The organism is Streptomyces sp. NPDC050287 (assembly GCF_044459385.1).
In the GTDB taxonomy this organism is placed as follows: domain Bacteria; phylum Actinomycetota; class Actinomycetes; order Streptomycetales; family Streptomycetaceae; genus Streptomyces.
Window position 1 is genome coordinate 620,740 of record NZ_JBITIY010000002.1, and the last position, 19,160, is coordinate 639,899.

Genomic DNA, 19,160 nt, shown 5'->3' on the forward strand with positions numbered 1-19,160 from the left:
AGCGCGGACGAAGCAGTGGAGGGCCGGTCCCCGGCCCGTGCATCGTGGCCGACGACCGGTCCAGCTCCACTCCGTCGCTCCCCGACCTCATCCGAGGGGGTACGTCCTTCCGTGGTGACCAGCACAAAGCGCCATAAGCCAGACCGGCGCACTTATGTTCTCGACACCAGCGTCCTGCTGGCCGACCCGCACGCCCTGAACCGCTTCGACGAGCATGAAGTAGTGCTGCCGATCGTCGTGGTCACGGAACTGGAGGCCAAGCGGCACCACCCCGAACTGGGCTACTTCGCCCGGCAGGCCCTGCGCCTGCTGGACGAGTTCCGGGTCCGGCACGGTCGCCTCGACTCCCCCATCCCGATCGGCGACCTGGGCGGGACCGTCCGTGTCGAGCTCAACCACTCGGACCCCAGCGTGCTGCCCAGCGGCTACCGCCTGGGGGACAACGACTCCCGCATCCTCGCGGTCGCCCGCAACCTGCAGGCCGAGGGGTTCGACGTCACCGTCGTGTCGAAGGACCTCCCGCTCAGGATCAAGGCGTCCTCGGTCGGGCTCCTCGCCGAGGAGTACCGCGCCGAGCTCGCCATCACGGACTCCTCCGGCTGGACCGGAATGTCCGAACTGACCCTGCCCGGCGAACAGGTGGACATCCTCTTCGAGGAAGGGCACGTCCATGTGCCCGAGGCCGCCGAGATGCCGGTGCACACCGGGCTGATGATCCAGTCGGAGCGCGGCAAGGCCCTCGGCCGGGTCACGCCCGAGGGCAACGTCCGGGTGGTGCGAGGGGATCGCGAGGCGTTCGGCATCAAGGGCCGCAGCGCGGAGCAGCGCATCGCGCTGGATCTGCTCCTCGACCCGGACATCGGGATCGTGTCGATGGGCGGCAGGGCCGGCACCGGCAAGTCGGCGCTGGCGCTGTGCGCGGGTCTGGAGGCGGTCCTGGAGCGCCGTCAGCACAAGAAGGTGATGGTCTTCCGGCCGCTGTACGCGGTGGGCGGGCAGGAGCTCGGCTATCTGCCCGGCTCCGAGTCCGAGAAGATGAGCCCCTGGGCGCAGGCGGTCTTCGACACGCTGTCCGCGGTCACCAGCCGCGAGGTCATCGAGGAGGTCACCGCACGGGGCATGCTCGAAGTCCTGCCCCTCACCCACATCCGCGGGCGCTCCCTGCACGACGCCTTCGTGATCGTGGACGAGGCGCAGTCACTGGAGCGGAACGTCCTGCTGACCGTTCTGTCCCGGATCGGCGCGAACTCGCGGGTGGTTCTCACCCATGACGTGGCCCAGCGGGACAATCTGCGGGTCGGTCGGTACGACGGAGTGGTCGCCGTGGTCGAGAAACTGAAGGGCCACCCGCTCTTCGCGCATGTCACGCTGACCCGGTCCGAGAGGTCCCAGATCGCGGCCCTTGTGACCGAAATGCTCGAAGACGGGCACATCTGAGGGAAGCGGCCCCATAGGGGCCGGTTACGCGGCAGTTGGCGCCGTCCGGGAAAGGCAGTGAGCCTAGCCGGGCGGCGCCTTCGCGCGTGGAGCTTTCTCGGAATCCGCTGGGCCAAACGGGATGTGAGCTTTCACACGCAACTCAGAATTGCCTTGCGGCGTCCGGTTACGGCAGAGTCTCACTCCTGTCAGGCCCCGCATACGACACACCTGTACCCCCAGCGGTACGGCACCACGGAAACACCATCCAACTCCATAGCGTTGTCGTATGCCGCCCGAGTCTTCACACGGCGCTCCCCGCGAGGGAGTTGCCCACCGGGCCCGCGCCTCCCGTGACCCCGTAGTTGGGAGGCCAGTGCCAGGGGCACGATTGCGTCCGCCAGGGTCACCGAAGCGGGCGATGCTGGAAGGAAAACCGTGTGAGCCCGATTTCGGTCCGGGGATTCGCAGTGGCCTCGGCCACGGCGGTCACCGCTGTCGGTAGCGTCGTCGGAGTTGCCTCGGGCAGCACCGCGCAGACCAACGACGCCGAGGCGACGGCAGCCGACTCGACGCTCCTGGCGGACATCCCCGCGGGGCAGCAGGCGCAGGTGCAGACCGCGTCGTTCCTCACGCAGCAGGCCGACACGCAGGCCATCGCCGCGGACGCGAGCGCCAGGAAGGTCGCGGAGGAAGCGGCCCGCAAGGAAGCCGCGAAGACCGCGCAGCAGAGGAAGGACGCCGCCGAGAAGGCGGCGCAGGCCGCCAAGGACCTCGCCGAGGCCAAGGCCAAGGCCGCCAAGGCGACGACGGGATCCTCGTCCGCCTCCTTCCCCGCGAAGGGCTCGTACACCATCGCGGAGGTCCAGGACATGGCGCGCGCGATCGTGGGCAGCGCGCAGTTCGGGTGCTTCAGCAACATCGTGGACCACGAGTCCTCCTGGAACTACCGGGCCGTCAACCCCTCCTCCGGCGCGTACGGCCTCGTCCAGGCGCTGCCCGGCGGCAAGATGTCGTCGGTGGGCGCCGACTGGCAGACCAACCCGGCCACCCAGATCAAGTGGGGCCTCAAGTACATGAACGAGCGCTACGGCAGCCCGTGCGACGCCTGGTCGTACTGGCAGGTCAACGGCAACTACTGAGGTCCGGCCGCAGCACTCGACCCGGCACAGCCCCTCCCCGTCCTAGGGGGAGGGGCTGTTGCCATGTAGCGTCTGACGGAACGACTCCAGGGGGCCGGGGGGAGTGGTGGGGGGAGACGGGGGAAGAGGACGGATCATGTCGCGAGTGCCAGGGTGGCTCGGTCGGCTCGGCGCCGAACTGACCGACATCGGTGAGCGGTTGAGCGAGCGTCGCGCGCGGGCGGAACGGGAGGAAGCCGAGTCCGAACGCCGCGCGTACGCCCACGACGGCCCGCTGCTCGACCATGACCACGGCCCGCCGGACCAGGACCACGCGGCCGTTGTCGTCGCCACCCGGCCGGACCCCGCGCAGGCCGTGCCGTGGGGGATGCGGGTCGCGGCCGAGGCCGGCTGGCGCCTGCTGGTGCTGGCGGGCACGCTCTGGGTCCTCATGCGGGTCATCAGCGCCGTACAGCTGGTGGTGCTGGCGTTCGTGGCGGCGCTGCTGATCACGGCGATCCTGCAGCCGACGGTGGCGCGGCTGAGGCGGTTCGGGGTTCCGCGCGGGCCGGCCACCGCCCTGACCGTGATCCTCGGGTTCGTCGTCATGGGGCTGATCGGCTGGTTCGTGACCTGGCAGGTCATGGAGAACATCGACAACCTCTCCGACCAGCTCCAGGACGGCATCGACGAGTTGCGCAAGTGGCTGCTCAACAGCCCCTTCCACGTCACCGACAAGCAGATCAACGACATCGCCGAGAACCTGCGCAACGCGGTCGGCGCGAACACCGACCAGATCACCTCGGCGGGCCTGGAGGGCGTCACGGTCGTCGTCGAGGCGCTGACCGGGATCCTGCTGGCGGCCTTCTCGACGCTGTTCCTTCTCTACGACGGCCGGCGCATCTGGGAGTGGACGCTGAAGCTGGTCCCGGCGGCGGCCCGGCCGGGGGTCGCGGGTGCCGGCCCGAGGGCGTGGCGGACGCTGACCGCGTACGTCCGCGGCACGGTGATAGTGGCGCTGATCGACGCGATCTTCATCGGCCTGGGCATCTACTTCCTCGACGTCCCCATGGCCGTCCCGCTCGCCGTCTTCATCTTCCTGTTCGCCTTCATCCCGCTCGTCGGCGCGGTGGTCTCCGGCGCGCTGGCGGTCGTGGTCGCGCTGGTGACCCAGGGAGTGTTCACGGCGGTGATGACGCTGCTGGTCGTTCTGCTCGTCCAGCAGATCGAGGGACACATCCTGCAGCCGTTCATCCTGGGCCGGGCGGTCCGGGTGCACCCGCTGGCGGTCGTCCTGTCCGTCGCGGCCGGCGGAATGGTCGCCGGGATCGGCGGCGCGGTCGTGGCGGTGCCGCTGGTGGCGGTCACCAACACGGTGGTGGGCTACCTGCGGTCGTACTCCCACGAGACGGCCCTGAAACACTCCCCACGACCGCACGGGGCCACGGCCCTGGACTCGGCGCCGGTCGAGCCGGCGGATTCCCCTCCGGAGGCTCCGGAGTCTCCGGAGCAGTAGCCACGCGCCGGGGGCACGGCCCCCCAGGACGGTCACGGCAACACCGGCCCCGCAGCGGCACCGGGCCCCTCCCCGCAGGGCAGGGGCCCGGTGCCGCCGTACTACTCCGTCCGCAGCCCGTCGGGCCGCATCAGCCGCAGCAGGGGCGGCAGGCTGAACAGGGTCACCACCAGGACGACCGCCGCGCCCACGCCGGTCATGGACAGCACGCTCGGCCAGTCCACGCGCACGGTGGTGTCCGTCATCCGCAGCAGCACCGCGCCCAGCGTGAGCCCCACCGCCGACGCCAGCGCCAGTCCGAGCGCGATCGGGATCGCCGTCTGCCACAGCATCGACAGGCTCAGCGTGCGCCGCCGGGTGCCGAAGGCGACCAGCGCCGACAACAGCCGCTTGCGCTCACGCAGTTGCTCCAGCTGCGACACCAGCAGGCTCGCCCCGATCAGAGCCAGCACACAGGCGGCGCCGACGAACAGGCCGGTGCGGATGGCGGTGTACTTGTCGGCCCGTTCGACGGACTGCCAGACGCTGGGTTCGCTCAGCGGGTCGATCGTCGCCGCCGTGTTCCGCACCAGGTCCTGTACGTCCGCCACGGACTGGTCGAGCTTCAGGTAGACCTGCCCGGTCAGCGCCGGGACGGCCGCGGCCGGCAGTGCCTTGGGGGTGAACAGGAGGCCGCCCCGGAGCTCTCCGGTCGGGTACGGAAGCGACCGGGCCCGCTTTACTCCCGACGGCACCACCCAGGGGGCCTCCACGCTCTTCGGGCCGTCGTCCCAGGACGGGTCGAAGTACACGGTGCGGCCGGCCTTGGCCAGCTTCGGGGTGGTGCTGTCGTGCTGTCCGCTGCCGGCCTCGCCGCCGTCCGCCGTGAACACGTCTCCGTCCCGGCAGGAGGGCAGCCGGGCGATCTCCCGCAGAGACGCGCAGTCCCCGACGGTCACCTCGACGGTGAGGTCCGGGTTCTTGCGCCGCTCGCCGACGTACCCCTCGGAATGGGCGGACACCTGGCGCACGCCCTTGGTCCGCCGGAACTTCTCGGCGGCCTGGTCCAGCGGCATGGCGTCGGCGCTCACCGTCATCTGCATCTGCGCCCACGTGACGTCGTAGCCGGTGTTCTTCGTGTAGTCCTTCTCCACGCCGGCGAACAGCATCTGCAGGGCGATCGCCCCGGCCACCGCGACCGCGATGCCGTTGACCATGCGGGCGGCCGTACCACTGCTCAACTGGAGCCTGCGGACGGCCAGTTGCCAGGCCACGCCGCCCGGTCCGAGGCGCCCGACGACCGCCTCGACGATCCACGGCAGCAGCGCGGTCACCCCGACCAGCAGCAGCATCACACCGCCGACGACCAGGTACTGGTTGAAGTCGCCGCCGCCCCGGCCCTGGCCCATCATGGGGACGAGCATCCCGAGCCCGCCCAGCGGCAGCAGCAGCCGCCACCACAGCCGGCGGCGCGCCGGTTTCGCCGTACGCACCACGCCGAGCGGTTCGATCACCACTCCGCGCAGCGCGAACAGCGTGACCAGGACGGCGGCCGCCGGCACGGCGAGGCCGACCAGCAGGGCGAGGGCGGGGGACGGGTTGAGATAGCTCGGGAACACGCTGATGTCGAAGACCTCGACCGTACCCGCCGCCTGCCGGCCGATCAGGAAGAAGCCGGCCCCGAAGAACAGCCCGAGCACCGCGCCCGCGAGGGCCTCGCCGGCCGCGATCCGCCGGGTCGAGCGGCTGTCGGATCCCACCAGCCTGAGGGCCGCGAGCCGCCGGTCGCGCCGCTCGCCGCCGAAGCGCACGGCCGCGGCGATGAACACGGCGACCGGCATCAGCAGCACCACGAAGACGACCAGGATCAGCAGGATCAGCACCGGGTCGGTCTTCTCGGGGCTCGGGTCCACCTCCCCGAACCGGTCGATCCGGGCGATCTGGTTGCCGTCGATCCCCCGGACCGCGAGGTCGTCGGCGCCCCGGTAGAAGGCGAGTTCGGCGGAGCCGACCAGCCCGCTCTCGCCTATGGTCCCGACGATCCGGCCCGACAGCCGCTCCCGCAGCAGCTTCCCGCGGTCCGATTCCAGCAGCTTCTTCAGCGCGGGGGAGACGACGAGTTCGCCCGCCGCCGGGAACTTCCGCACCCCCGGCGGCAGCGGCGCCCGTGCCCCCTCGGGTTCCAGGTCCCTGCCGCGGATGTCCTTGTCGCGGAAGGCCGTGCCCGTGTGGGTGACGAGCAGGGTGTCGTCCGCCTTCGGTATGACCTTCTGGCTGTACGTGATGTCCGCTCGCGCGCTCTCCCGCTGGTGCCGTACCGCCAGCGCGTTCGGCAGTGCGGTCGTCAGCAGCAGCAGCGCCACCCCCAGCCCGACCCCGACGGCCGTCAGCAGCGCCCGGATCCACCCCTCGCGCCCGCCGGCGAAGGCGAACCTGACCCCCATGGCGAGATCCCGCCACCACTGCCGCACATTCATACGGCCCGCTCCATGTCCCGGGACTTCCCGTCCCGTACGACGATCTCGCGGTCGGAATAGGCGGCCACCCGGGCCTCGTGCGTGACCAGCACGACGGCCGCGTTGGTGGACCGGGCCGCCTCGGTGAGCAGTTCCATCACGCGCTCGCCGTTGAGCGAGTCGAGTGCGCCGGTCGGCTCGTCGGCGAACAGCACCCGGGGGCTGGTGACCAGCGACCGGGCCACGGCGACCCGCTGCCCCTGTCCGCCGGAGACCTCACCGGGCCGCTTCTTGCGCAGGTCGTCGACCTCCAGCCGCTCCATCCACGACAGCGCGGTCCGCTCGGCTTCCTTGCGGGGCGTCCCGTTCAGCCGCAGCGGTAGCGCGACGTTCTCGACGCAGGTCAACTCGGGCACCAACTGCCCGAACTGGAACACGAACCCGAACTCGGTGCGCCTGAGGGCACTGCGCTCGGAGTCGCTCATGGTGGCCATCTCGTGCCCGTTGTACGTGATCGAGCCCGAGTCGGGCGTCACGATCCCGGCGAGACAGTGCAGCAGGGTCGATTTGCCGGACCCGGACGGGCCCATCACGGCGACGACCTCGCCGGGGTGGATGGAGAACTCGGCGCCGTCGAGCGCGAGGGTCGGGCCGTACGCCTTGCGCAGGTCGTCGGCCACGAGCAGGGAACCAGCGGGATGCGTCACTCGGCCACCGCCGCGGCGAGTTTGTCGAGCCGCGCTGCCGTCAGCTCCAGCCAGCGCAGGTCCGCCTCCAGATGGAACAGCGCGTGGTCGCAGATGAGCTGATCGGCGAGATCGCCCTTGCGCTTGCGGTCGGTGAGGATCCGCATCATGCGCAGGTGTTCGGCGCGCTGGGTGTCGAGGATCTCGCCCGCGTCGCGCCGCGTCAGCAGCGCGAGGACGACCTTCGTGTACAGCGTCGACTGCAGATACGGCTCGGGCTTCTCCGGCGTCGCCAGCCACCGCTGTACGTCGGTGATCCCGGCCTCGGTGATCGCGTACCGCTTGCGCTCGGGCCCGTCGCCGGGCTCGATGCCCTCGACCTCGACGAGCCCGTTCTTCAGCAGGCGGGACATCGTCGAGTAGACCTGGCCGTAGTGGAGCGGCCGGTCGTGACCGAACTTCTCGTCGAAGGCGCGCTTCAGGTCGTAACCGTGACGCGGGCCGGACTCCAGGAGCCCCAGGAGAGTGTGACCGATGGACATGGGAGGCACTCTACATACGGTGTATACCCCGTATGTATACGCGGAGTGCGGTGATCGTGGCGGGGAGTACGACCCTGCAGGTGGGAGCCGATTGTCACGGTTCTGCGACAGGCCCGGAGCTCTCGGGCGGTCGCCCGCGACGGGGAATCGGCCCGGCCTCGCCGGGCAGCCGGCCGGCCTCGGCCAGGGCCCTGCGCAACAGGAACTCGATCTGGGCGTTGGCCGAGCGCAGCTCGTCCCCGGCCCACCGTGCCAGCGCCTCGTACACCAGCGGGTCCAGCCGCAGCAGCACCTGCTTGCGCTGCTGCGGCCGCCGCCGGGGCGTGGGCCCCTCGCCGGACTCCGTCACTGGTAGAGAGTCCCCGTGTTCAGCACCGGCTGCGGGGCCCGGTCGCCGCACAGCACCACCATCAGGTTGGACACCATCGCCGCCTTCCGTTCCTCGTCCAGCTGGACGATGTCCTGCTCGGTGATCCGGGCCAGCGCTGCCTCGACCATCCCGACCGCGCCGTCCACGATCTGCCGCCGGGCCGCGACGACCGCGCCGGCCTGCTGCCGCTGGAGCATCGCCGAGGCGATCTCGGGCGCGTACGCGAGGTGCGTGAAGCGCGACTCGATGATCCGCACGCCGGCCGCCTCCACGCGCGCGTGCAGTTCGACGGCGAGCTTCTCGGTGATTTCCTCGGCGTTGCCGCGCAGCGAGAGCCCGTCCTCGTCATGGGCGTCGTACGGGTACTCGATGGCTATGTGCCGTACGGCCGCCTCGGTCTGGGTGGCGACGAACTCCAGGAAGTCGTCCACCTCGAAGCTGGCCTGGGCGGTGTCCTGCACCTTCCACACCACGACCGCGGCCAGCTCGATCGGGTTGCCGTAGGCGTCGTTGACCTTGAGGACCGCGGTCTCGTGGTTGCGGACACGGGTGGAGATCTTCTCGCGGGACGTGAGGGGATTCACCCAACGCAGCCCGTCCTCGCGGATCGTGCCGCGGTAGCGCCCGAAGAGCTGGACGACCCGGGCCTCGCCGGGCGCCACCATGTTCAGTCCGCACATCGCGACGAAGGCGGCGAGACCGACGAGGACGCCGACGATGATCAGGGCGGCCTTGGCGCCGGTCGCGGTGACCGTGGTGGCGGCCACGACCATCCCGATGCCGGCCAGCAGCCCGACCAGGCCCAGCAGCAGCGCGAGCCCGCCGCCGATGCTGTGCGCGGTGAACTCCCGCACGCGGGGCGCGGGCATGTCGGGCAGGTCGGCGGTCCGGGCGGTACCGGTGCTCTCGGCGGTCGGTGTGGAGTCGTTCGTCGAGTCGTTCGTGGACATGGATGTCCCCCCGTTTTCCGGTACTTGGTCTGGGTATGGCCTCGCATCGTTCTATCTAAGTGATATCACTTTACCCGGGCGCGGCAACCCTAACCCCGTCTCGCACGTCGGTTCCATAGGGACGGGTGCTGATTCTCACGTCCGCAAAAGGCAGGATCGGGAGCCCTTTGTCACAGCAGGCGGTGTTAGCTTTCTGAGCTGATCTGAGCCACCCGTCTGTGTGACAGCAGAGAACGAAGCGGAGCGAGCGGACCCATGGGACGAGCGGAAGAGAGACGAGCGCGACAGCGCGGCGGCCACCGCGCGGCGCCCACACGCTCGTCCGCGACACCGGCCGAGGGTGTCGGGGGCGGCCGTGCGGCGGCCCGCCGGGCGGCCAAGGGCAAGGGCGCGAAGAAGGGCAACGGGAAGAGCGGCATACGCAGGCTGTTCACCTGGAAGAAGATCCTCGGCGCCTTCTTCGGTTTCTGCCTGCTCGGCATCGGGGCGTTCATCGCGCTGTACATGATGGTGAGCGTTCCGAACGGCAACGCGGCGGCGCAGGCCGCGGAGCGCCAGAGCAACGTCTACAAGTACAGCGACGGCACCGTCCTCGCCCGCTCAGGCAAGGTCAACCGGGAGATCGTGGACCTGTCCAAGGTGCCCAAGGGCGTCCAGCACACCTTCGTCGCCGCTGAGAACAAGACCTTCTACCACGACAACGGCATCGACCTCAGGGGCACGGCCCGCGGCCTGTACAACACCCTCAGGGGCCGGGGCGCGCAGGGCGGTTCGACGATCACCCAGCAGTACGTCAAGAACTACTACCTCAGCCAGGAGCAGACGGTCACCCGCAAGCTCAAGGAGATGGTCATCTCCCTGAAGGTGGACCGCCAGATGACCAAGGACGAGATCCTCGCCGGCTACATCAACACCAGCTACTACGGCCGCGACGCCTACGGCATCCAGGCCGCCGCGCAGGCCTACTACGGCGTCGACGCCAACAAGCTCAAGGTGGAGCAGGGCGCGTACCTCGCGGCCCTCCTGCAGGCGCCGAGCCAGTACGACTGGGCGGTCGCCACCGACACCGGCAAGCAACTGGTGCAGGCCCGCTGGAACTACGTCCTGGACAACATGGTCGAGGAGGGCTGGCTGGACAAGGGCGAGCGCGACGCCATGACGTTCCCGAAGCCAAAGAAGCCGAAGCCCGCCGCCGGCCTGGAGGGCCAGAAGGGCTATCTGGTCGACCTCGCCAACAAGCAGGTCGAAGCGCAGCTGATGAAGCAGCAGGGCATCACCCAGTCCCAGGCCGAGGCCGAAGTCGTCGGCCAGGGCTGGACCATCACCCTGAACATCGACAAGAAGAAGCAGACCCAGCTCGAGAACTCCGTCAAGTCGCAACTGACCAGCAAGCTGGACCCGAAGAAGCGCAAGGTCGACAGGAACATCCAGGCCGGCGCGGTCTCGGTCGACCCCAAGACGGGGAAGATCGTCGCCCTGTACGGCGGGGTGGACTACTTCAAGCACTTCACCAGCAACGCGACGCGCACGGACTACCAGCCCGCGTCGACGTTCAAGCCGGTGATCCTCGCCGCCGCCCTGGACGAGAGCGCGGAGACCCAGTCCGGCAAGCCGATCACCGCGAACACGATCTACGACGGCACCAGCAAGCGCCAGGTCGTGGACAACGGCACCAAGGTCGGGTTCGGCCCCGAGAACGAGGACGACCAGAACTACGGCGACGTCACCGTGCAGACGGCGATGAACAAGTCCATCAACTCCGTCTTCGCGCAGATGGGCGTGGACGTCGGCATGGCCAACGTGCTGAAGGTGGCCGGCCAGCTCGGCATGGACACCGAAGGCATGAAGCCGGTGCCCGCCCTGACCCTGGGCACCATGGGCGCCAGCCCGCTGCAGATGGCCGGCGTCTACGCCACCCTCGACAACCACGGCAAGCAGGTCACGCCGACGATCGTCAAGACGGCCGAGCAGTCCAACCGCTCGGTGAAGATGCCCGACCCGATCGGCGAGCAGGTCGTCACCCCGCAGACCGCCGACACGGTCACCTCGGTGCTGACCGGCGTGGTCGACGACGGTACGGCCAGCACCTCGGTGGCGGAGAACTCCGCGCGCGACGGCCAGCAGGTGGCCGGCAAGACCGGTACCTCCGACGACAACAAGTCGGCCTGGTTCACCGGGTACACCCCCGACCTGGTCACCTCCGTCGGTCTCTTCGGCGAGGACGCGAAGACCAGCGCGCACGCCAAGATGTACGGCGCGGGCGGCGAGGAGCGCGTCAACGGCGGTGGCTTCCCGGCGAAGATCTGGGCGGCGTACACCTTCGGCGTCTCGGCGAAGAACAGCAAGTTCGACCTGGACACCGACCAGGGCGCGGCGGTCAAGCCGACCAAGACGGCGACGCCCTCCCACAGTCCGACCGCGCCCCCGTCCAGGGAACCGTCCACGGAGCCCCCGACGTCGGAGCCGCCCACCTCGTCGGCGCCCCCGCCCTCCTCGCCCCCCGCGTCGCATTCCCCGTCGAACTCGCCGAGCAGCTCGCCTCCGTCAAGTCCGGTGACGACCCCGCCGGTGGGCGGCGCCACCACACCGGAGGGCCCACCGCCGGACCCGCTTGGTCAATAGCCGGTCGGCAGCCGGTCCATGGCCGGTCCATGGCCGGCCCGGTCCACGGCAACGAAAGGGGCGCCCGGAAACACCGGGCGCCCTTGACGTGTCCGCGAGGCGAGCGGGCCGTGCTCAGCTCCGGTTCAGCTCGAACCAGACCACCTTCCCGGTGCTCAGCCGAGTCGCCCCCCACCGCCGGGCCAGCCTGTTGACGAGGTACAAGCCACGCCCGCCCTCGTCCGTGGCACGGGCCTGCCGCAGCCGTGGCAGCTGAGGCACGTCGTCCCCCACCTCGCAGCGCAGCACGTCCGTCCGCAGCAGCCGGAGCGTGATCGGCCGGGTCGCGTACCGCACCGCGTTCGTCACGACCTCGCTGACCAGCAGCTCCACCGAGTCGCTGAGCTCTTCCATGTCCCAGCGGGACATGGCGCGACGGGCCAGCCGGCGGGCCCGGCCGGGGGCCATCTCCTCCGGCTCCAGGTACCAGTACGCCACGTCGCTCGGCGCGATCCCGTCGAAGCGGGCGGCGAGCAGGGCGATGTCGTCGTCCCGGTCGCCCGGGCCGAGCATGTCCAGCACCTCGTCGCACAGGGCTTCGAGGGGCGGCGGATGGTCGGGGCCGGTCAGCTGCGCGGTCGCGGCGAGCTTCTCGCGCAGCTGCTCTATACCGGTCCACACGTCCCGCAGACGCGACTCGACGAGCCCGTCGGTGTACAGGAGCAGGGTCGCTCCGGCGGGCGCGTCCAGCTCCACTGCCTCGAAGTCGACACCGCCGACCCCGATCGGTGCCCCCGGCGGGACCCGCAGCACCTCGGCACGGCCGCCCAGGTGCAGCAGGACCGGCGGGGGGTGGCCGGCGTTGGCGATGGTGATCCGGTGCGAGACCGGGTCGTAGACGGCGTACAGGCAGGTCGCCATGCGGTCGGTGCCCAGGCGCTGCGCCTGTTCGTCGAGGTGGTGCAGGACCTCCTGCGGGGGCAGGTCGAGCCCGGCGAGGGTCTGGGCCGTCGTGCGCAGCTGGCCCATGATGGCCGCGCTGGTCATGGAGTGGCCCATGACGTCACCGACGACCAGGGCGACCCGGCTGCCGGGCAGCGGGATCGCGTCGTACCAGTCGCCGCCGACCCGCGCGGTCTCGGCGGCGGGCAGATAACGGGACGCCAGCCGTACGCCCGTGGGCCGCGGCAGCGTCTCCGGCAGCATGGTGCGCTGCAGCTCGTCGGCGATGTACGCCTCACGGCCGTACAGCACCGCCTTGTCGATGCCGAGCGCGCTGTGCGTGGCGAGCTGGGCCGCGACCAGCAGGTCGTCGGGGTCGAACGGGATCCGGTCCGGGCGGCGCAGGAACAGCGCGGCGCCGATCACCCGGCGCCGGCCGCGCAGCGGGGCGAGGATCGCGCGCTGTCCGGTGGGAACGACGAACTCGTCGCTGTCACCGAGGAGTTCGGGCAGGGCGGCGCGGGCGGCGGGGGTGTCCGTGAAGACGGGACGCACCCCGCGCAGCACCTCGGCGAGCGCGCTGCCGGGCTGCACCTCGCACAGTTCGGTGCCGATCGCGCCCAGTTCGGACGGATCCGGCACCGGCACCGGCAGGATGCCGTCCTCCAGGTCCCGCTCCTGCGGGATCCGGTCGGTCCGGCGCAGCCGCAGCACCAGGGGGCCGACGGGACGTTCGTCGCCCACCGGCAGCGGGTCGCGCAGATAGACCAGGATCGCGTCCGAGAACGTCGGCACGGTCGCCCGGCACAGCCCCATCACGATCTCGTCGAGGTCGAGACCGCGGGCGATCCGCCGGGTCGCGGCCCCCACGAAGCGCAGCCGGTCCCCGTCCCGCCGCATCGGCGTGGGCCGGCCGGGGGGCAGGATCTGTCCGGTCCGGCGCTCCTGGCCGTCCGAAAGGTCGGTGGACTCGGACCTCGGCTGGAGGGGGATGCCCTCCGGAACGGGCCGCGGGCGGTGTGTGTCGGGCTCGGTGGCGGCGGGCTGGGAGTGCTCGGGGCCGCCGGGGCCCGCGGGATCGTGGTCCATGCCGCTCGATGTCGTCGTACCGGGCGTCGTCGCGCCGGGCGTGGGAGTCGTCGTACCCGAGCCGGCGGGCGGGGTCTCGCCCGCGCGCGCCTGGGCCGGCAGGGCGCCTGTGCCGGGCGTGGCGGGCGGCGTGTCCGTGCTGTGCGGGTGGGACGGCGTCGGGGTACGCAGGAGCGCCCCGCGGCCGTCCGCGGGGTCGACGCCCGCCTGGGGGCGTTCGAAGGTCGGCTGCTCCGTCACGCGTGTCAAATCCGTCCGTCAGAGCCCATGCGCCGGGGGCGCGGTTGGTCCCGCCGAAGACCCGATACCCGGAATACGTGTCCCAGGAACGGATTTCCCGCGTGGTCAGAGGCTGTTCCTGTGGCACCGGCGGACCGTGCTCCGCCCTTGCCGGCGATGCCGGCGTTGCCTTCGTACCCCTCGCTCACGTCCTGCCGCCCCTCGGTGACGATCGGTCAAGCCCAGCGCGTGCTCCGGTGATTGCCACTGCGCGCCCTTGCGGAGGACGATCCTACGTTTCTTGCCCGGGGGCGCATCAAGGGTCTCACGAGGACAGATGCGCGGGCGTACGGTCCCAGTCCGGCGGCAGAGAGGGGACGGACCAGGACGGATCGGGGCGCCAGTGCTGCCAGCCGTCCGAGAACGGCGACCCCCAGGCGCGGATCACCCGCACCGCCGAGTGACCGGCTTCCCGTACCTTCCGCGCCAGTTGAGGGTCCATCAGCCCGTCCCGCTGGGCCTGCGCGAACTCGTCCTCGTCCCGCCACTGCCACCTGCGGTCCCGGTCCACGGTGATGTCGAGGAAATGGTCCTCGGAGTCGACCCCGCCCGACCAGCGCGCCAGCGGCTCCTCCAGGTTCACGTACCAGTTCTTGAACTGCCAGCCCGACTCCCAGAACAGCCACACCGACCACGGCTCACCGGGCCGCGCCAGTTTCAGCACCCCCGTCCCGAACCAGCGGTCCCGGATCACGGACCGCGGCTTGGTGTAACGGCTCTCCAGCGGCTCGACATGCACCGGCGTGCCGTCCGCCAGCACCGGCTTCACGCACTCGGTGCCCGGCGCCATCCACACGGCGAGCAGCTCGCTGTCGTCGCGTACGACAGTCACGGGGCGCGCGATATGGAAGCGCGCGCCGCCGTTCTCCCGGTAACGCCACAGGATCTGACTCCCGGGCGCCCAGTACACCGCCGACCCGCCCGCGTCCGCTTCGGCTCTCACCGCTCCACCGTCTGCCATGCACAGATATTAGGTGCCGTAGGCATACGACGCTGCGGTGCGCGTCACGGTTCACATGCGGGCCGTGATGACGTCGCCGGCGGTTACGGGTGCGTCATCCGCAGGACATCCAGCGCCTCGTCGAGCTGCTGCTCCGTCAGGTCGCCGCGCTCGACGTACCCGCTCTCGACGACGACCTCGCGGATGGTCTTCCGCTCGGCCAGCGACTTCTTGGCGACCTTGGCGGCCTCCTCGTACCCGATGTACTTGTTGAGCGGCGTCACCACGGACGGCGACGACTCGGCGTACTCCCGGGCCCGGTCCCGGTGGGCGACGATCCCGTCGACGGTCCGGTCGGCGAGCAGCCGGGAGACGTTGGCGAGCAGCCGGATGGACTCCAGCACGTTCTTGGCGATGACCGGCAGCATGACGTTGAGTTCGAAGTTGCCCGCGGCGCCGGCCGTGGCGACGGTGGCGTCGTTGCCGACGACCTGCGCGGCGACCATGAGCACGGCCTCCGGGATCACCGGGTTGACCTTGCCCGGCATGATCGAGGAACCCGGCTGGAGGTCGGGGAGACTGATCTCGGCGAGCCCGGTCCGGGGGCCGGAGGACATCCACCGCAGATCGTTCGCGATCTTCGTCAGTCCGACGGCGATGGTCCGCAGCTGCCCGCTGGTCTCCACGATCCCGTCCCGCGCGCCCTGCGCCTCGAAGTGGTCGCGGGCCTCGGTCAGCGGCAGTCCGGTGGCGCGGCCGATCTCCTCGATGACGGCGGCGGAGAAGCCGGGCGGGGTGTTGATGCCGGTGCCGACGGCCGTCCCGCCGAGGGGCAGCTCGGCGAGCCGGGGGAGCGAGGCGTTCAGCCGCTCGACGCCGTACCGGATCTGCGCCGCGTAGCCGCCGAACTCCTGCCCCAGGGTCACCGGAGTGGCGTCCATGAGGTGGGTGCGCCCCGACTTCACGACATCCGCGAACTCCTCGGCCTTGCGCTCCAGCGAGCCGGCGAGGTGGTCGAGGGCCGGGATGAGATCCCTGGTGACGGCGGCGGTGGCCGCGATGTGAATGGAGGAAGGGAAGACGTCGTTGGACGACTGCGAGGCGTTGACGTGGTCGTTGGGGTGCACGGCCCGCCCCAGCCGCTCGGTGGCGAGGGTGGCGATGACCTCGTTGGTGTTCATGTTGGACGAGGTCCCGGACCCGGTCTGGAACACGTCCACCGGGAAGTGCTCGTCCCACTGCCCCCCGGCGACCTCGGCCGCCGCCTCCTGAATCGCGTCGGCGATGTCCTTGTCGAGCACACCGAGGCCGGCGTTCACCTTCGCCGCGGCGCCCTTGATGCGCGCCAGCGCCTCGATGTGAGCGCGTTCGATGCGCTGCCCGGATACCGGGAAGTTCTCCACGGCCCGCTGCGTCTGCGCCCGCCACTTGGCGTCGACGGGGACCCGGACCTCGCCCATGGAGTCGTGCTCGATGCGGTATTCGCTCATGCCCAGTACAGCGAACGGGACGCCCGGGATGTTCCGGAAGCTGGGCCACCCGGGTGCCGTTTGCCATGTGACCCAGGTCTCAGAGCGGCCGTGCAGCAGAACGCCCGCCACCGACGCGGCCACCGCCCGCGGCCGAAGGGTCTCCTGCGCCGACGGTGACAGCTGCCGTGCTGCGCCACCGGTTCACGGTCCACGGGCGGTCCGCTTCTCCACGGCCTGCCGTTACCGGGGTGTGAGGATCACTCAGGTGTCCGAGGGGCGGCGTGTACCGGCCGTCGGCAGGGAGATCGTGATCCGTGTGCGTTGCCCGGCGGTGAGGGAGATGTTCCGGGCGTGCGGGCCCAGCACGGAGCGACCGACCTGTGCGGAGGTGGTGACGGCGGTGACGCCGCGGCGGCTGATCAGCGTGACGTCCTGGGTCCGCTCCGAGGTGACGGTCACCGTCGTGGTGCCGTCGGACAGATCCCAGTCCAGGCTGTGCGCGCGGATGCCGCCGCGGCCCCGGATGCCGGTGATCGTGCCCTTGTCCCACTGCTCGGGCAGGGCGGGGAGGAGTTCCAGGACGCCCGGCCTCGTGCAGAGCAGTGCCTCGGCGAGTACGGCGGGCAGGGCGTTCGCCGCGTCGGCGTTGTAGATGTGCCGCCCGGGGTTGTGGGAGGTCATCAGCGACCGGAAGAGCATGTCACCGCCGATGATCTTCCGGAGGTTGTCGTACACCTGGGCGCCGTCCTTGAGCCGGGCGGCCGCCAGGGCGCGATGGAGGCTGCCGTGGGCGGAGAGGTTCTGGTCGCCGCGCAGTTCGAGCGCCTTGAGCGCCGGGGGCACCAGGTCGGGCCGTTCCTCCGGGTTGATCTCGTGCAGGGGCCAGGCGCCGTACAGGTGCTGGATGTGGCGGTGGTCGTAGTGGTCGGTCAGTCCGGGCCAGGACCATTCGGCGAGCGCGCCGTCCTCGTTGATCCGGTAGTCGGGGATCCTGTCGAGCAGTGCGCTCCAGCGTTCGACGCCCTCGCCGCCGCCCTGTTCGACGCCGAGGGCGCCCGCCGCGTCGATGGCGGCCTGGAGGGCGTGCCGGCCGGCCGTGATGTCGCCGGTGGCGTTGACGGACAGGGGTTCGCCGGTGCTGCCCGGGGCGTTCTCCATGGAGAAGGACGGCACGAAGACCGCCTTGCCGTTCGCGTCGGTGCGGGTGAGGAAGTCCTCGTAGAACAGGGCCAGTTCCATCAACGCGGGGCCGAGCCTGTCGCGCAGGAACGCCTGGTCGCCGGTGACCTCGTAGTACTCCAGGAGCGGCTGGAGCAGCCAGTCGGCACCGCCTGTCCAGCAGTGGCCGGGGAAGTCGCCGCCGTCGAAGTGCAGCATGTGGCCGTACTCGCCGTCGGTACGGGAGGGGGCGAGGAAGCCGCGGGCGCCGTAGAGGTTCCTGGCGTTGGTGCGCCAGTGGTCCAGCTGGCCGAGGATCAGGTCGAAGTAGCCCTCCATGGCCTCGGTGAGGTCGAGGATGTTGCCGCCCGCGACCTGGAGGTTGACGTTGGCGTCGGTGGTGAAGTCACCGGCCCAGGCGGCGGTCCACGCGCCCGTCCAGATGCCGGTCAGGCGGGGTGGCAGGATGCCGCTGGAGCTGAGGAGGAGATAGCGGCCGCTGTCGTAGAGCCGCTCCAGCAGCGCGGGGTCGATGACGCCTCGGTCGGCGTTCTGGCGGGCGATCAGCTCGGTGGTCGGCAGCCGGCGGTCCGCCTCGGGGACGTTCAGGTCGAGGCGGGAGCGGTCGTACAGTTCCGAGTGGATCTTCGTATGGCGGGCGAGGAGCACCTCGTAGTCGGTTTCCAGGGCGGCCAGCCCCGCGTGCAGGGGCCTGGCGTCCCAGGCCGTGGGCGTCTCGTACCTGTCCAGTCGGGTCAGGAGGGTGAGCCTGGCAGCCCCCGTGACGACGACGGTCGAGCCGCTGACGGCGACCGTGCCGCCGGTCGGCACGACACGGGTGACGCCCTCATAGCCGTAGGCGCCCAGTCCCTCGGGGTAGGTGCCGCGCAGGTTCAGCCACCCGGAGCCCTCACCGACGTCGGCCAGGGTGGTGAACGTCATGCGGGTGTGCAGGGTGTCGCCCCCGCCGTGGTCGGTCGCGGTGTCGTCGAGCGCGGTGTGCACGCCCAGGGTGACGTCGACGGTACGGCCCGGGGCCGGCGCCAGTTCGTGGACGACGACCCGGTCGGCGCGGGAGACGAAGACCCGCCGGGACCAGGCGCCGTGCCCGTCGGTCCAGGCGGAGGTGACCTCACCCGTACGGAAGTCGGTGACCCGGACGTACTCGTCGGCGCCAGGGTCCGCCGCGCTGGCGATCCGGAGCTCGTAGGCGGGGTGGTACGTCTGGGTCCAGCGCAGCTCCCACCCGTCGGCGAAGTCGCGGCTCGCTCCGGCGCAGTCCCCGGCCAGCGCCTTGTCCCGCACCGCTTCCAGCCGGTCGGCGAGGACCGGCGGGGCGACGTCGCGGGTGCCGTTCGGCAGGACGAGGCGGTGGTGGTTGAGGACGATCTTCTCGAGCGCCGGGTCCCCGTACACCACGGCCCCGTGCTCGCCGTTACCGGTGAGGAAACCGTCGGTCCACGAATCGGCGGGGGCGGTGTCATGGATCCCGCGGTCGGGGAGCGCGACCAGGGCCGGCGAGGGCGTGGTCGTGTCGCCCGCTGGGGGGTGTGCGGGGTGCATCGCTTTTCCCTAGTCCTTGTGGTGAGTGTGGTGGAGGGGTCACTGTCGGCAGGGGACGGTTCACGGGTGGGCGGCCGGTA

13 protein-coding genes are annotated in these 19,160 nt (G+C 70.7%); 4 read left to right on the forward strand and 9 right to left on the reverse strand.

What is annotated here, in order from left to right:
• Positions 1 to 111: 111 nt before the first annotated feature.
• From ACIBK3_RS08160 to ACIBK3_RS08170, 3 genes are all read left to right on the forward strand, one after another.
• Complete coding sequence (locus ACIBK3_RS08160) at positions 112 to 1,437, forward strand: PhoH family protein (RefSeq protein WP_399363060.1); 1,326 nt, start codon at positions 112 to 114, stop codon at positions 1,435 to 1,437.
• A 419-nt stretch (positions 1,438 to 1,856) separates the two neighbouring features.
• Entirely contained in the window at positions 1,857 to 2,558 is a 702-nt protein-coding gene (locus tag ACIBK3_RS08165; protein WP_399363062.1) for a transglycosylase SLT domain-containing protein, read from the forward strand.
• A 136-nt stretch (positions 2,559 to 2,694) separates the two neighbouring features.
• On the forward strand, positions 2,695 to 4,053 hold the full coding sequence (locus tag ACIBK3_RS08170) for an AI-2E family transporter (protein ID WP_399363064.1): 1,359 nt from the start codon (positions 2,695 to 2,697) through the stop codon (positions 4,051 to 4,053).
• A gap of 101 nt (positions 4,054 to 4,154) precedes the next feature.
• On the opposite strand, the gene ACIBK3_RS08175 is transcribed toward ACIBK3_RS08170, so the two are convergent.
• The 5 genes from ACIBK3_RS08175 to ACIBK3_RS08195 form a co-directional block, all read right to left on the reverse strand.
• Positions 4,155 to 6,509 carry an FtsX-like permease family protein gene (locus tag ACIBK3_RS08175; RefSeq protein WP_399363066.1) on the reverse strand — a complete coding sequence of 785 codons (2,355 nt, stop codon included), beginning with the start codon at positions 6,507 to 6,509 and terminating at the stop codon, positions 4,155 to 4,157.
• The gene (locus ACIBK3_RS08180; protein WP_399363067.1) at positions 6,506 to 7,195 is read right to left on the reverse strand and encodes an ABC transporter ATP-binding protein; all 690 of its coding nucleotides are present in this window, start codon (positions 7,193 to 7,195) and stop codon (positions 6,506 to 6,508) included. The genes ACIBK3_RS08175 and ACIBK3_RS08180 overlap by 4 nt, the downstream gene beginning before the upstream one ends.
• Positions 7,192 to 7,716, reverse strand: a complete 525-nt coding sequence (locus ACIBK3_RS08185) for a PadR family transcriptional regulator (RefSeq protein ID WP_399363069.1) — start codon at positions 7,714 to 7,716, stop codon at positions 7,192 to 7,194. The genes ACIBK3_RS08180 and ACIBK3_RS08185 overlap by 4 nt, the downstream gene beginning before the upstream one ends.
• Positions 7,717 to 7,810: 94 nt before the next feature.
• Positions 7,811 to 8,065 (reverse strand): hypothetical protein, encoded by a 255-nt coding sequence (locus ACIBK3_RS08190; protein WP_399363071.1) that lies wholly within the window; start codon positions 8,063 to 8,065, stop codon positions 7,811 to 7,813.
• On the reverse strand, positions 8,062 to 9,036 hold the full coding sequence (locus ACIBK3_RS08195) for an SPFH domain-containing protein (RefSeq protein WP_399363073.1): 975 nt from the start codon (positions 9,034 to 9,036) through the stop codon (positions 8,062 to 8,064). Before ACIBK3_RS08195 ends, ACIBK3_RS08190 begins: the two co-directional genes overlap by 4 nt.
• 255 nt (positions 9,037 to 9,291) lie before the next feature.
• On the opposite strand from ACIBK3_RS08195, the gene ACIBK3_RS08200 reads away from it, so the two are divergent.
• Positions 9,292 to 11,658 carry a transglycosylase domain-containing protein gene (locus ACIBK3_RS08200; protein WP_399363075.1) on the forward strand — a complete coding sequence of 789 codons (2,367 nt, stop codon included), beginning with the start codon at positions 9,292 to 9,294 and terminating at the stop codon, positions 11,656 to 11,658.
• A 114-nt stretch (positions 11,659 to 11,772) separates the two neighbouring features.
• On the opposite strand, the gene ACIBK3_RS08205 is transcribed toward ACIBK3_RS08200, so the two are convergent.
• The 4 genes from ACIBK3_RS08205 to ACIBK3_RS08220 form a co-directional block, all read right to left on the reverse strand.
• Complete coding sequence (locus ACIBK3_RS08205; RefSeq protein ID WP_399363077.1) at positions 11,773 to 13,908, reverse strand: SpoIIE family protein phosphatase; 2,136 nt, start codon at positions 13,906 to 13,908, stop codon at positions 11,773 to 11,775.
• 304 nt (positions 13,909 to 14,212) lie between these two features.
• A complete protein-coding gene (locus ACIBK3_RS08210; RefSeq protein ID WP_399363079.1) occupies positions 14,213 to 14,908 on the reverse strand; it encodes a DUF402 domain-containing protein in 696 nt (231 codons plus the stop codon).
• 83 nt (positions 14,909 to 14,991) lie between these two features.
• Complete coding sequence (locus tag ACIBK3_RS08215) at positions 14,992 to 16,377, reverse strand: class II fumarate hydratase (protein WP_399363081.1); 1,386 nt, start codon at positions 16,375 to 16,377, stop codon at positions 14,992 to 14,994.
• A 243-nt stretch (positions 16,378 to 16,620) separates the two neighbouring features.
• Complete coding sequence (locus tag ACIBK3_RS08220) at positions 16,621 to 19,080, reverse strand: glycosyl hydrolase family 95 catalytic domain-containing protein (RefSeq protein WP_399363084.1); 2,460 nt, start codon at positions 19,078 to 19,080, stop codon at positions 16,621 to 16,623.
• Positions 19,081 to 19,160 lie beyond the last annotated feature (80 nt).

Excerpts from the sequence above, each read along its gene's own strand:
- ACIBK3_RS08170 (WP_399363064.1), top strand. The coding sequence starts at position 2,695 with ATGTCGCGAGTGCCAGGGTGGCTCGGTCGGCTCGGCGCCGAACTGACC.
- ACIBK3_RS08175 (WP_399363066.1), bottom strand. The coding sequence starts at position 6,509 with ATGAATGTGCGGCAGTGGTGGCGGGATCTCGCCATGGGGGTCAGGTTC.
- ACIBK3_RS08185 (WP_399363069.1), bottom strand. The coding sequence starts at position 7,716 with ATGTCCATCGGTCACACTCTCCTGGGGCTCCTGGAGTCCGGCCCGCGT.
- ACIBK3_RS08195 (WP_399363073.1), bottom strand. The coding sequence starts at position 9,036 with ATGTCCACGAACGACTCGACGAACGACTCCACACCGACCGCCGAGAGC.
- ACIBK3_RS08200 (WP_399363075.1), top strand. The coding sequence starts at position 9,292 with ATGGGACGAGCGGAAGAGAGACGAGCGCGACAGCGCGGCGGCCACCGC.
- ACIBK3_RS08210 (WP_399363079.1), bottom strand. The coding sequence starts at position 14,908 with ATGGCAGACGGTGGAGCGGTGAGAGCCGAAGCGGACGCGGGCGGGTCG.
- ACIBK3_RS08215 (WP_399363081.1), bottom strand. The coding sequence starts at position 16,377 with ATGAGCGAATACCGCATCGAGCACGACTCCATGGGCGAGGTCCGGGTC.
- ACIBK3_RS08220 (WP_399363084.1), bottom strand. The coding sequence starts at position 19,080 with ATGCACCCCGCACACCCCCCAGCGGGCGACACGACCACGCCCTCGCCG.